A 12,270-nucleotide genomic window follows, 5' to 3' on the forward strand; every position below is an offset into this window, starting at 1 on the left:
GCGGGCCACCCGATCGGGTGGCCCGCCATCAACGTCTGTGGAGCTAAGGAGAATTGAACTCCTGACCTCCTGCATGCCATGCAGGCGCTCTACCAACTGAGCTATAGCCCCTCGCGGTCTTGCGGCGGAGCCGCATGTTGACCGTGTCGCCCGGTTTCCCCGGCGGCGACGCCAACATTACACGGTCACCTGGGTGCATCACCAAATCGTTTCCCTTCTGTACGGATTCGGGGGCTAGTGTCGGCCTTCGTGACCGTGATCGCGCTCCCCCGTGCCAGACGCCGTACACCCGTCGCCGTGGGGGTGTGCCTGCTGTCGTTCGCGGCCTTCTGGTGGGCGCAGCGGGCCGCGCACGTATCGATGATCGATCTGATGGTCTACCGGGCGGAGGGGGAGACGGTCCGTGCGGGCGGCGACCTCTACGCGCTGCGCACGACCGAGGCCCATCTGCCCACCACCTACCCGCCCTTCGCGGCGCTGCTGTTCACGCCGCTGACGCTGCTGGACACGACGAGCATGCGCGCGGTGGCCACCACCGGAAACCTGGCCCTCCTTGTGGCGTTCGTCGCACTCTCGCTGCGACTCGTGGGCCACGCGCGCGTGGAGGGCGCCTGGTGGGTGGCGGCGGCGGCCGTGTGGTGCGAGCCGGTGTGGACGACGCTGCGGTACGGCCAGATCAATCTCCTGCTCGCCGTACTGGTGCTGTGGGATCTGTCACGGCGACCGGGACACCGCTGGGCCGGGGTGGGCATCGGGATCGCTGCGGCGATCAAGCTGACGCCCGCGCTGTTCGTGGTGTTCCTGCTGGTCACCGATGTCGTGGAACGCTCCGGCAGAGGCTCGGTGGGGCCTTGGCTACGGCATGCGCGCGGGGCCGTCGTCGCGTTCGCCGGGGCGACGCTGCTGGCGGCGGCCCTGCTGCCGCACGACTCCTCGCGGTTCTGGACCCGCATGGTCTTCGAGGCCGGCCGGGTCGGGTTCGTCGAGGACACGGCCAACCAGTCGCTGCGCGGCCTCCTGGCCCGGTTGCTGCACACCACCGAGCCCGGGGCCCTGTGGGCCGTCACCGCGGCCCTGACGGGCGTTCTGGGCCTAGCCGTGGCCGTCGCCGCCGAGCTGCGCGGGCTGCGGGCCTGGGCGACGGTCGTCTGCGCGGTGACGGCCCTGCTGATCAGTCCCGTGTCGTGGTCGCACCACTGGGTGTGGTGCGTGCCGATGGTGCTGCTCCTCGCCACGAAGAGCCGCACGGCGGCCGTCTGCGCGGCTCTGGCCTTTTGCACCTACTCCCTGTGGTGGGTGCCACACGGTCCGGGCAGGCTGGAACTGCACCAGAACGGCGTCGAGTTGACGCTGTCGTCCCTCTACGTGGGAGCCGGTTGCGCCTTCCTGGCCCTGGTCGGGGTCAGGCTGTGGCGAACGAGTAGAACCGCTTGAGGGTGCAGTGCTCGTCGAGGAGCCGCCCGTAGATCGGCTCGCCCTCCAGCTCGCGGTACGTCTCGATCGGGTCGCCTTTTATGATCAGCGCCCGCGCGCACTCCTCGCACCAGTACTGGTAGTCGTGGTTGACCGGCTCCATGTCGCGGACGATCGGCGTACCACTGCCGCACCAATCGCACTTCCGCCTGTGTGCACCCATCGATCAGCTCCAGCTGTGGCCGCAGGCCGTGCACACGTAGGAGATCCCGCCGTTGTCCCCGAGGACCTGGGCGACGTGGACCGATCCGCAGGAAGGACAGTCGAGGAGAGTGGCTTTTTTCCGTCTCGGTGCCACTTCGAGGAGATCGTCGACCTCCTCGCGGATGCTCGCAGGCATCGCTACTCCCTCCCGTCGGGCCGCGCCCCCTTCCGGCCGTTTGATTCTGCCACGGCCGGAGCAATACGGTCAGCGACGCCTGCGTACCAGTCCGGACACGGCACCCACCAAGGCCGTCGCGGCCAGCGCGTACATGCATGTGAGGAGCGCGTCCGCAGAGGTATACGCCCCCGGAGCCCCAAGTGACTCAAGGCGGTTCAAGAACAGAGTGCCGAAGGCCGCGACACCCATCAGCTGACCGAGCTGGGTGACGGTCGCGAGCAGTCCGCTGGCGTCCGCCGCGTCCTCGGGCCGCACCGTCGCCAGCGCCTTGGTGAGCGTGGGGCTGAACCCGAGCGCGAGCCCGGCCCCGACACCCGCGAACGCCACGTACAGCCACCCTCCGCCGTCGCTCCCGCCGTCGAGGACGGCTCCGACGCCGGCCACGGAGCCCGCGGCGAGCACGAAGCCGGCCGGTATCAGGCCGCGCTGCCAGGAGGCGGGCCAGTTGCGCCAGGTCAGGCCGACCAGGCCGAAGATCACCGCGGTCGGCGCGAAGGTGAGGCCCGCCCGCAGAGCGCTGTAGCCGAGCCCGCCCTGGATGTGCAGGGTGAGCGAGAACAGGAAGCCCGCGTTGACCGCCATCACGGCCAGCAGCCGGAAGACCGCGAGACCGACGCCGGGGTGACGCAGCACCCGCGGCGAGATCAGCGGCGCTCCGCCACGCCGGGCCAGCCGGGACTCGTACCGGCAGAACAGGACGAAGAACACCGCCGCCGACCCGAGCGAGAACCACGACCACAGCGGCCAGTCCTCCTCCTGCCCGAGCACGAGCGGCACGGTGAACAGAGAGACGGCGGCGGCGAGCAGCACGAGCCCCGGCACGTCGAGGCCGCGCGAGCGTTCCAGGGCCCCGGCGTCGTCCCGCGGCAGGACCCGTCGCCCGACGAACAGGAGGACGAGACCGACGGGCACGTTGACGAGGAACACCGGCCGCCAGCCCGTGCCGAACAGATCGGCGCTGACCAGCACGCCGCCCAGCACCTGTCCGGCGGCGGCGCCGGTGGCCAGGACGGCCGCGTACGCGCCGAGGGCGCGCGCCCGTGCCTCGCCGGCGAAGTTGCGCTGGATCAGACTGAGGACCTGCGGGATCATCACGGCCGATCCTGCGCCCTGCACCAGCCGGAAGGCGATCAACTCCTCCGTTCCCCGGGCCAGTCCGCAGGCCAGCGAGGCGGCGGTGAAGATGACGAGTCCGGCCAGGTAGACACGCCGGTGGCCGAGCCGGTCGCCCAACCGGGCTCCGGTGATCAGCAGCACGGCGTAGGAGATGGAGTATCCGGCGACCACCAGCTGCAGCCCCGCGCCGGACGCGTGGAGTTCGGAACCGATGGTGGGCACCGCGACGTTCACGATGAACACGTCGAGCAGCGCCATGAACTGTGCCGCGAGCACGACCGCGAGCAGTCGTCCCGGCCGATTGTCAGTGCCAGGGTTTTTACTGTCAGCAGGACTTGGACCGCGTGCGGGTTCTGTGCCCGCGGGGGTTGTCGTCGTCATGCCGTCGAGCGTGGCGGCGGCCGGATACCGGTAACGAGAGCCCCTCGATGCTGGTAGTGACAGCACCTGGCAGCGGTCGGGTCCGGCACGGACCATGGGACGGGGGATGTGGAGCCGATGAGCACGACACAACGCCGCAGGCCGGAGCTGGCCGCCTTTCTGCGCAGCAGGCGGGCCCGGGTGACACCCGCGGACGTCGGGATGCCGCCGGGCTTCCGGCGGCGCACACCGGGGCTGCGCCGCGAGGAGGTGGCCCAGCTCTCCGGCGTCGGTGTCACCTGGTACACCTGGCTCGAACAGGGGCGGCCGATCAACGCCTCCCCGCAGGTGCTGGACGCGGTCTCCCGGACACTGCGCCTCGACCAGCCCGAGCGCGAGCACCTCTACCACCTGGCCGAGGTCCCGTACGAGCAGGATCCCCCGGCCGCCGCACGAACCGTCGGACCGGAGATCCAGGGCGTCATCGACGCCGTCGACCCGCACCCGGCCGTGGTCTACAACGCGCGCTTCGACATCCTCGCCGCCAACCGCGCCTACCGCGACGTGTTCTTCACGCCCCGGACCGCCAACTCGGGCATGGGCAACGCGCTGTGGACGCTGTTCACCGTGCCCGAGCCGGCCTGTCCCCTGGTGTTCCGGGAGTCCGAGCTCCCGGTGATGGTGGCGACGCTGCGTTCGTCCTACGGGCTGCACGCCGGCGAGCCGGCGTGGGAGGACTTCATATGCCGCTTGTCGCATGCGAGTCCGCACTTCGCCCGGCTGTGGCGCAACGGCGACGTGGTGCCGCCCGGCCCGCGGGTGAAGACGTTTCGGCACGCTGCGGTCGGTGAGATGCGGATGACCTCGATCTCCCTGTCCATCCACGGTCTGCCGGAGTGCCGGATCGTGGTCTACCAGCCGGTGGACGAGGAGACGAGCCTGCGCGTGGCGCGACTGCGGGCGCTGATGACGCAGGAGACCACGGCGACGGCAACGAAAAATCCCGCTCCCTGACGGGAACGGGATCCTTCATCACCGATCTTTGACAACTCCAAAGAGAGTCATTGTGTGGAGCTAAGGAGAATTGAACTCCTGACCTCCTGCATGCCATGCAGGCGCTCTACCAACTGAGCTATAGCCCCTTGCGTTCTTCCCGCTCAGCGGGCCGAACAAGAAGAACCTTAGCCTGCGACCAGTCAGAAAGTGAAATCCGGTCCCGACGGGCCCCGGGACCGGACGGCGGGCCGCTCAGTCGTCGTCCCCGAGCACGGGCTCCGGCAGGGTGCCGGCGTTGTGCTCCAGGAGCCGCCAGCCGCGGGCGCCCTCCCCGAGGACGGACCAGCAGCAGTTGGAGAGGCCGCCGAGGCTCTCCCAGTGACGGGACTCCAGGCCGAGGAGACGGCCGATGGTGGTGCGAATGGTGCCACCGTGGCTGACCACCACGAGGGTGCCGTCCTCGGGGAGTTTGTCGGCGTGCCGCAGCACCACGGGGGCGGCGCGGTCGGCGACCTCGGTCTCCAGTTCGCCCCCGCCGCGGCGCACCGCCTCGCCGCGCTTCCAGGCGGCGTACTCGTCGCCGTACCGGCCGATGATCTCCTCGTGCGTCAGCCCCTGCCAGACACCCGCGTACGTCTCGCGCAGGCCCTCGTCGTGGGTGACGTCGAGGCTGGTGAGCTCGGACAGCTCCGCGGCCGTCGACGCGGCGCGCCTGAGGTCCGAGGCGACGATGGCGTCGGGCTTCAGCGAGGCCAGCAGCCGGGCGGCGCGACGGGCCTGGCCGACGCCGGTCTCGGTCAGCTCGATGTCCGTCGAGCCCTGGAAACGGCGCTCCAGGTTCCAGGAGGTCTGGCCGTGACGCCACAGGATGATGCGGCGGCCCCGGCCGGGCGTCTTCCCGGCCTCGGCGCTCACCGGAGCTCTCCCAGTTCGGCGGCGTCCTCCTCGGCCTGGAGCTTGGCGTGCTCGGCGGCCTTGCCCCGGGTCGCCTTGGCGTCGGCGGGCAGGTCCAGCTCCGGGCAGTCCTTCCAGAGCCGCTCCAGGGCGTAGAAGACACGCTCCTCGCTGTGCTGCACGTGCACCACGATGTCCACGTAGTCGAGCAGCACCCAGCGGGCCTCGCGGTCGCCCTCGCGGCGCACCGGCTTGGCGCCGAGCTCCTTGCTGAGCCGCTCCTCGATCTCGTCGACGATCGACTTGACCTGGCGGTCGTTGGGAGCGGACGCCAGCAGGAAGGCGTCGGTGATCGACAGTACGTCGCTCACGTCGTAGGCGATGATGTCGTGCGCGAGCTTGTCGGCTGCCGCCTGTGCGGCGGTGTTGATGAGCTCGATGGAGCGGTCCGTGGCGGTCACTACGCGGCTTTCCTTAGGCGGTCAGTAATGACTCAAGGGTCTCACGGACCGCCGAGGAGACCCCACGCGTTTCCCGGGCGCCGGTCCGGGGCGCCCGGCGGGCGGCCCCCGGACCTCCCGGGGCGGGGCGTCGGCCGCCCCGGGAGAGGCGGCGGTCAGCCCCTGGGGCTGCTCAGCTTGTAGTCCTGGCCGAGGACCACGGACACGTCCGCGTTGGACGTCACCGTGCCCTTCTTCACGGAGCCGGCGGGGAGACCCAGTGTCTTGGCGACCTCGGTGGCGTCGGCCTTCTTGGCGGCGTCGGAATAGGTGATCCGCGACACTGTCTGCGCCGCCCCCGTTCCCGAGTCGAGGAAGGTGTAGCCGCCGTTGACCAGGACGACGCGGGCCTGCTCGGTGGCGCCCTTGGTGCCCGTGGCGTTCTTGATCCCGACCCGGACGGCCGCGTCTGCGTCGGGGCTCTTGGCGGTGCCGCCGAGCACGTCCTTGATCACGCTGTCGCTGGCGCTCTCGCTGAGCGTGCCGTCCTGCTGCACGGGCAGCAGCGCGGTCTTGTAGTCGCCGCCCTTCGCGAGGTCGGCGAGCTTCGCGAGGAAGGCACCGAGGTCCGCGTCGGTCAGCGGCGGATCGAGGATCTGGGCGAGCGTCTGCACGGTGGTGGTCGCGGCCTGCTTGTCCGAGGACAGCTTGCGCAGCACGCCCTGCATGACCGCTCCGAACCGCTCCAGCTGTGCGTTCTGGGACTCGCCGGAGGCCCGGTAGGTGGCGTAGGCGACGGCCATCCTGCCGCTGAGGGTCTGGTCCTCGCCCTTCTTGACGAGAGGCGCCTGGCCCTTCTTCTTCGCGTCGGGGTCGGGCACGTCGGTGTTGGTGGTGATGTCGATGTTGCCGACGAGTTCGACGAGGTTGTTCAGGTAGGGGGTGTCGAGGCGCCAGGTGCCCTGGATGTCGGTCCCGAGCACCGTGTCGATCGCGTCCCGGGTGCCGGAGGTTCCGTCGTCGTCGACGGACTTGGCCAGCGTGGTCGTCGAGCCGTTGTCGTCCGTCATGGCGAGCGAATTGGGCAGCAGGACGGTGGTGCCCTGCTTGGTGGTGGTGTTGTCGACGAGCAGGGCCGTGGAGGTGCCGCCGCCCTTCGTGTTATGCAGGTGGACGACGATCACGTCACGGTTCTGGGCGCCCACGGCGGTCGTCGCGCCCGGCTTGCCGTCCGAGGAGGTGCCGGGCAGCTTGCCCGCGTACCAGAGGTAGCCCACGCCGCCGACCGCGACGAGGGCGAGCACCACGACCAGGGCGACGACGCGGCTGCGGGCGCGGCGCTTGGCCTCCTCGCGGCGCTCGGTGCGGTTCTCGGTGAACGCCAGCCAGTCGATGACGTCCTCGGAGTCGTCCTCCTGCTCCTCGACGAACGCGAACTGCTCGGTGCGGTAGTCGCGGCCCGCCCGGGGTTCGTCGTCCTCCACGGGACCCGCCTGCTGCGGAATGTAGGCGGTCTGCTCGGCCACGCGGGGCTGCTGCCCGGTGCCGGCGCCGCCCGGGCCCTCGCCCTGCCCGTACGGGTCATACGGGCCCGGGACGCCCGCGGCGGGGGCACCGGTGCCGTAGGGGTCGTACGAGGGCGCGGGCGGCCGCCGGGCCGGGTCGTAGGGCGGCACGGCCTGCTGCTGCCCGGTGTCGTACGGCGCCGGCTGCGGTCCGCCCGCGTCGTAGGGCCGGCCGGGCTGCGGGTGGCCCGAGGCGTACGGGTCGTAGCCGTAGCCCTGGGGCTGGGAGCCGTAGGGGTCGTAGCCCTGCTGCTGGGGCTGCTGCGACACCTGTCGGTACACAGGCTGCCCGAACTCGTCGTAGCCGACGAGCTCGTACTGGTCGCCGCCCGCGTATCCGTCGTATCGGTCGTTCACCGGTGCCCCTCTCGGCTCACTCGCCGCGGTACAACTCGCGCTTGTCGATGTAGCGCACCACACCGTCCGGCACCAGATACCAGACAGGTTCGCCCTTGGCGACTCTCGCACGGCAGTCTGTAGACGAGATGGCGAGCGCGGGAACCTCGACGAGCGAGACACCGCCCTCGGGCAGCCCCGGGTCGGTCAGGGTGTGACCGGGCCGGGTGACCCCGATGAAGTGCGCGAGGGAGAACAGTTCTTCCGTGTACCGCCAGGTGAGGATCTGGCCCAGGGCGTCGGCGCCGGTGATGAAGAAGAGGTCCGTGTCGGGGTTGAGCGCGCGCAGGTCGCGCAGGGTGTCCGTGGTGTAGGTCGGGCCGCCGCGGTCGATGTCGATGCGGCTCACCGAGAACTGGGGGTTCTCGGCGGTCGCGATGACCGTCATCAGGTAGCGGTCCTCGGCCGGAGTGACCTTGCGGTCGGTCTTCTGCCACGGCTGCCCCGTCGGCACGAAGACGACCTCGTCGAGGTGGAACTGCGCGGCGACCTCACTGGCCGCCACGAGGTGCCCGTGGTGGATCGGGTCGAACGTTCCGCCCATGACGCCGAGGCGGCGCTTGCCCGGATTCGAGGGACCGTTTCCGGGGCCGGTCGTCACTCGGCCGACGTTGCCGGCCGTGCCGCCCTTGGCGGAACCGCCGGTGCCGCTCTCCGTGTCACTCGCCGGACCGGTAGGCATGTCCTGCTCTCCCATGCGTGCAGACCCTACCGGCCCGGCGGACGGGCTCCGGCCGACAGGGGCCCTGAGCGGGCCCTGTGGGGCTCAGCGGTCCCGGTTGAAGCGTGTGGTGATCCACAGCAGCAGAAGGAGGACGAAGAGGGCGCCGCCGCCGGTCAGGTACGGGCTGAGGCTCTCGTGGTTGCCGCCGTTCTCACCCTCGGCGGCGACGGTGACCAACTGTGCAGCGGTGCTGTGGAAGCTCATCTCGGCAGGACCTATCCGGTGTGGGCGGGATAAAGACGTCGGCTCATCGTATGCGGGGGCCTCGGCCACGATCACGCCGACTCCGCCGTTGGGGACGCCGGTTGCCGCGCGGCGCCGGAAAACCGGGCGCCTCGGGCGGTCAGTCGTCCCGCTTGTACCCGCGCAGCAGGAACCATGCGGTGAGGGCCACGCCGACGACCATGACGACCAGCACGACGCGGAGCAGATTGCCCGGCCCCTGCTTGTCTGCCGCGCTCGCGGCCTCGGTGAGCCAGGCGGCTGCGGGGATGTGCTCCATGGCGTACGACTCCTTCTCTGTACTGCCCGTCAACGGTATCTCCGCCTAGGCTGGGCTCTGCCTTGGGGGCACATAGGGCACACAGACGCGCATGGGGGAAGACATGTCCGACGACGGCCACGAGCAGAACGGGCACGAGAACGTGCCGAGCAGGCAGCGCAGGCGCTTCGAGGGGATCTCCTCGCGGGCGTACGAACACCCGGCGGACCGCTCGGCCCTGGTGGCCCTGCGCAAGCTCAGCGGCTTCGACACGGTCTTCAAGGCGCTCAGCGGCCTGCTGCCCGAGCGCAGCCTGCGGCTGCTGTTCCTGTCCGACTCGGTGCGCGTCTCCGACGCCCAGTTCGCGCACCTCAACGCCATGCTGCGGGACGCCTGCTACATCCTGGACCTGGAGAAGGTCCCCCCGATGTACGTCACCCAGGACCCGCAGCCGAACGCGATGTGCATCGGCCTGGACGAGCCGATCATCGTGGTGACGACGGGGCTCGTCGAGCTGCTGGACGAGGAGGAGATGCGCGCCGTCGTCGGGCACGAGGTCGGCCATGCGCTGTCCGGTCACTCCGTGTACCGCACGATCCTGCTGTTCCTCACCACCCTCGCCCTCCGGGTCGCCTGGATCCCGCTGGGCAACCTCGCGATCATGGCGATCGTCACGGCGCTGCGCGAGTGGTTCCGCAAGTCGGAGCTGTCCGCGGACCGCGCCGGGCTGCTGGTCGGCCAGGACCTGCGTGCCTCGATGCGCGGCCTGATGAAGATCGCGGGCGGCAACCATCTGCACGAGATGAACGTGGACGCGTTCCTCGCGCAGGCCGAGGAGTACGAGGCCGGGGGCGACCTGCGGGACTCCGTCCTGAAGATCCTCAACGTCATGCCCCGCACCCACCCCTTCACCACGGTGCGTGCGGCGGAGCTGAAGAAGTGGGCGGAGTCCCGCGACTACCAGCGGCTCATGGACGGTCACTACCCGCGGCGCAGCGAGGACAAGGACACCTCGGTTTCGGACTCCTTCCGCCAGTCGGCGGCGAGCTACGCCAGCGACGTGAAGAACTCCAAGGACCCGCTGATGAAGCTGGTCAGCGACATCGCGGGCGGTGCGGGAGACCTCGGGGGCCGGGTGCGGCGCGGCTTCGGCGGCTTCACGGGCGGCGCGGCCAAGGACGCTCCGCCGCGGAACTCCGGTGGCGGGTCCGGCGACGACCACCCGGGCGACGGGCGTCCCGACGGCGACAGCTGACCAGGACAGAGGCCTCCACCCCCCGGGCACGGGCGTCCCGGTTCAACCGGAGGGCCGACGAGCGACACGGCTCCGCACGCGGACGCTCCTCGCCCAAGATCCGGCGGGCGTCACGGCCTTCGCCCGGGGGGCTCCTCACCGGAGGTCCGGGGGCTCCGGACCGGAGGTCCGGGGAGCGTCACAGCCCCGGGCCAGGCGCTCCTGGCCAAAGGCCCTGGCCCGGGGCCGGCGAGCGTCACACCTTCGGCTGGGCGCTCTTCGCCAGTGAGCCGCACAGGGCCGTGGCGCTCCCGGTGGCGTACGGGTCCGTGCCGGCCGGGCCGCCCGCCTTGGCCGTCTGCCCCGCGAGCAGCGGATGCAGCCGGCCGACCGAGTCCTCGGAGCAGGCGAGCGGGCCGGCCTGGACGTAGGAGACGGCCAGTTCGGCCTGGTGCATACGCAGGTCGTCGCGGTCGAAGCGGAAGTGCAGCTCACGCCGGACGGTGAACAGCGAGGCCTGCGCCTTCGCGTCCGAACCTGTCGGCTTCAGCGCGTACACGAAGGTGTGGTCTGCGATGACCTCCAGGGTGTTCGAGTCGAATTCGGCGGCCTGGAGGGTGCCCTGTACGCGGATCTTGTCGTCGGCGAGCTGGGCGCCGACGGGGTCGAAGCGGACGAGCCAGCCGGTGGGGGCGTGCCGCCCGTCGGCCATCGGCCGTTCGAAACTCTGGTCGAACTGATCGAGCTGCTGAGGATCGAGCAGGATGCGCACGGGCCGGGTGGCACCGCCGGTGAGCACGTCGGGGTCGAGGGCGGACTCGACGAGATAGTCCTTCGCGGTGGTCAGGGCCGTGACGACCTGGCTGTCGGAGAAGTGCGCGGTGCGTCGGGAAGCGGGCAGCGTGATGCCCTCGGCGCCGATGCGGAACTGCGCGGCGGGGCTGTGCGCGTACAGCTCGTCGGTGCTGGTGGAGCCTGGGACGGCGGTCTGCGGGGACAGGGGTATGACCGTCATCCGCAGCGGCTCGGGGGGCTGGGCGGTGGGGGTCTGGTACGGGTGGCGTACGCCCATGTAGATCGCCGTGCCGAAGGCTATGGCGATCAGCAGGACGAGTATCAGTGCCTGCCGGGACAGGCCGCGCTGGAGGGTGGGGCGGCGGCGTACGGCCGGTGTGTGATCGGCCATGCGCTCCTGGGCGGAGAACTCCTGGAGGCGGGCAGCGCGGACGAACGACTCGTCGAAGACGACGGATCGGTACTCGTCCTCTCCACCTGCGGGAGCGCCTTCGGGTGTCCCCTCAGGTGGGTCTCCAGGCCCGCCCATACATTCAGAGTAGGTCTCCCGGAGCTCAGGTAAACGCCGCGGTACACGACAAGTTCTGACAGGTTCTCACCAGGACTGTCAGGCCGTTCGAGGGACCGTCACCGGGCCGTCCGAAGGACCGAATGCCTTGGTCTCCCGGCCCGACGGCTTGGCCTCCCGGCCCGGACGGCTTGCCCTCCCGGCCCTCGGGCCGGTGCCCCGGCGGCGCGGTGTCAGGGCCTCCTGGGGTCCGCCGAGACCGCCGGCTGGGAGTAGTCGGCCGAGGCGGAGGGGCCGGTACCGGTCACGCTCTCCTGGCCCTGCTCCAGGCCCGTGGAGGCGGGCGGCGGGACCTGTTCCTGACGGCCGGAGGAAGCCCCCCGGTAGACCGCCGTGAAGGCCAGGGCGACCATGCCGATGCCCATCACCAGCGCGAGGATCCAGGCGACGGGGCGGTGCCAGCGGGTCTGCTTCCCGTAGGGCCTGCCGTAGGTCCCCGGTGCGCCGTAGTGGCCGTCCAGGGCCTCGGTGTCGTCCAGATCGTCCAGATCGGGATCATGGCCGAAATCGCCGCGGCCGAAGCCGTCCTCGTACCGCTCGTCCTCGCCCCGGGAGCCCCGGGAGTGCGTGCGGCGCGCCTCCGCCTCCGAGGCCTCGGCGCGGGCCTCGGCGGCTGCGAGGAGTCTTTCCACGGCGGTCGGCTCGTGGATCACCGCCGCCCGTACGAAGTCCTCGTCGAAGACCACGGTGGCGAACTCTTCGTCCGCACCCCCGCGGTCGCGGTCGTCGTCGGGCTCCCAGCCGTCAGGGAACGGCGTGCCCCCCACGTCCTCCGGCACGGATCCAGAGTAGACCTGGGGGGTCATTTTGGGCAGACGGTATGGAAATTCATCCACCTGACGAGAC

The 12,270-nt window shown here is 70.6% G+C and carries 14 protein-coding genes and 2 tRNA genes; 3 read left to right on the plus strand and 13 right to left on the minus strand.

The window, feature by feature from the left end; all coding sequences use genetic code 11:
• Window positions 1–38: 38 nt before the first annotated feature.
• Window positions 39–111 (minus strand) — tRNA-Ala (locus H305_RS0123575).
• A 138-nt stretch (window positions 112–249) separates the two neighbouring features.
• On the opposite strand from H305_RS0123575, the gene H305_RS0123580 reads away from it, so the two are divergent.
• Window positions 250–1,434, plus strand: coding sequence for a glycosyltransferase 87 family protein (locus H305_RS0123580; protein ID WP_037765107.1), 1,185 nt, complete (start codon window positions 250–252; stop codon window positions 1,432–1,434).
• Here the strand turns inward: H305_RS0123580 and H305_RS0123585 are convergent.
• The 3 genes from H305_RS0123585 to H305_RS0123590 all read right to left on the minus strand — a co-directional run bounded on the left by H305_RS0123585 (window position 1,403) and on the right by H305_RS0123590 (window position 3,247).
• On the minus strand, window positions 1,403–1,636 hold the full coding sequence (locus tag H305_RS0123585; RefSeq protein WP_010986886.1) for a hypothetical protein: 234 nt from the start codon (window positions 1,634–1,636) through the stop codon (window positions 1,403–1,405). The genes H305_RS0123580 and H305_RS0123585 overlap by 32 nt on opposite strands.
• Before the next feature lie 3 nt (window positions 1,637–1,639).
• Complete coding sequence (locus H305_RS54075; RefSeq protein ID WP_199791446.1) at window positions 1,640–1,813, minus strand: hypothetical protein; 174 nt, start codon at window positions 1,811–1,813, stop codon at window positions 1,640–1,642.
• 69 nt (window positions 1,814–1,882) lie between these two features.
• Window positions 1,883–3,247 (minus strand): MFS transporter, encoded by a 1,365-nt coding sequence (locus H305_RS0123590; RefSeq protein ID WP_028802568.1) that lies wholly within the window; start codon window positions 3,245–3,247, stop codon window positions 1,883–1,885.
• Between the two features lie 222 nt (window positions 3,248–3,469).
• On the opposite strand from H305_RS0123590, the gene H305_RS46845 reads away from it, so the two are divergent.
• Window positions 3,470–4,345, plus strand: a complete 876-nt coding sequence (locus H305_RS46845; RefSeq protein ID WP_051370870.1) for a helix-turn-helix transcriptional regulator — start codon at window positions 3,470–3,472, stop codon at window positions 4,343–4,345.
• Between the two features lie 55 nt (window positions 4,346–4,400).
• On the opposite strand, the gene H305_RS0123600 is transcribed toward H305_RS46845, so the two are convergent.
• The 7 genes from H305_RS0123600 to H305_RS53480 all read right to left on the minus strand — a co-directional run bounded on the left by H305_RS0123600 (window position 4,401) and on the right by H305_RS53480 (window position 8,881).
• Window positions 4,401–4,473, minus strand: a tRNA-Ala gene (locus tag H305_RS0123600).
• Between the two features lie 106 nt (window positions 4,474–4,579).
• Window positions 4,580–5,242: a histidine phosphatase family protein gene (locus H305_RS0123605; protein ID WP_028802569.1), complete on the minus strand. Its 663-nt coding sequence runs from the start codon at window positions 5,240–5,242 to the stop codon at window positions 4,580–4,582.
• Window positions 5,239–5,682 (minus strand): ribosome silencing factor, encoded by a 444-nt coding sequence (rsfS, locus tag H305_RS0123610; RefSeq protein ID WP_028802570.1) that lies wholly within the window; start codon window positions 5,680–5,682, stop codon window positions 5,239–5,241. Before rsfS ends, H305_RS0123605 begins: the two co-directional genes overlap by 4 nt.
• Window positions 5,683–5,837: 155 nt before the next feature.
• Window positions 5,838–7,583: an LCP family protein gene (locus H305_RS0123615; RefSeq protein ID WP_028802571.1), complete on the minus strand. Its 1,746-nt coding sequence runs from the start codon at window positions 7,581–7,583 to the stop codon at window positions 5,838–5,840.
• 16 nt (window positions 7,584–7,599) lie between these two features.
• Window positions 7,600–8,319 carry a nicotinate-nucleotide adenylyltransferase gene (nadD, locus tag H305_RS0123620; RefSeq protein ID WP_028802572.1) on the minus strand — a complete coding sequence of 240 codons (720 nt, stop codon included), beginning with the start codon at window positions 8,317–8,319 and terminating at the stop codon, window positions 7,600–7,602.
• A gap of 69 nt (window positions 8,320–8,388) precedes the next feature.
• Window positions 8,389–8,550 (minus strand): hypothetical protein, encoded by a 162-nt coding sequence (locus H305_RS54080; RefSeq protein ID WP_028802573.1) that lies wholly within the window; start codon window positions 8,548–8,550, stop codon window positions 8,389–8,391.
• A 139-nt stretch (window positions 8,551–8,689) separates the two neighbouring features.
• Window positions 8,690–8,881: a hypothetical protein gene (locus tag H305_RS53480; RefSeq protein WP_158690566.1), complete on the minus strand. Its 192-nt coding sequence runs from the start codon at window positions 8,879–8,881 to the stop codon at window positions 8,690–8,692.
• A gap of 70 nt (window positions 8,882–8,951) precedes the next feature.
• Between H305_RS53480 and H305_RS46850 the strand changes: the two genes are divergently transcribed.
• Window positions 8,952–10,082, plus strand: coding sequence for a M48 family metallopeptidase (locus tag H305_RS46850; RefSeq protein WP_037765064.1), 1,131 nt, complete (start codon window positions 8,952–8,954; stop codon window positions 10,080–10,082).
• A 235-nt stretch (window positions 10,083–10,317) separates the two neighbouring features.
• Here H305_RS46850 and H305_RS0123640 read toward each other — a convergent pair whose 3' ends face one another.
• Both H305_RS0123640 and H305_RS0123645 read right to left on the minus strand, forming a co-directional pair.
• Window positions 10,318–11,385 carry a hypothetical protein gene (locus H305_RS0123640; protein ID WP_028802575.1) on the minus strand — a complete coding sequence of 356 codons (1,068 nt, stop codon included), beginning with the start codon at window positions 11,383–11,385 and terminating at the stop codon, window positions 10,318–10,320.
• Between the two features lie 212 nt (window positions 11,386–11,597).
• Window positions 11,598–12,230: a hypothetical protein gene (locus H305_RS0123645; protein ID WP_078629209.1), complete on the minus strand. Its 633-nt coding sequence runs from the start codon at window positions 12,228–12,230 to the stop codon at window positions 11,598–11,600.
• Window positions 12,231–12,270: the final 40 nt, after the last annotated feature.

The sequence above is a fragment of the Streptomyces sp. 142MFCol3.1 genome (genome assembly GCF_000424945.1).
Classification (GTDB): domain Bacteria; phylum Actinomycetota; class Actinomycetes; order Streptomycetales; family Streptomycetaceae; genus Streptomyces; species Streptomyces siamensis.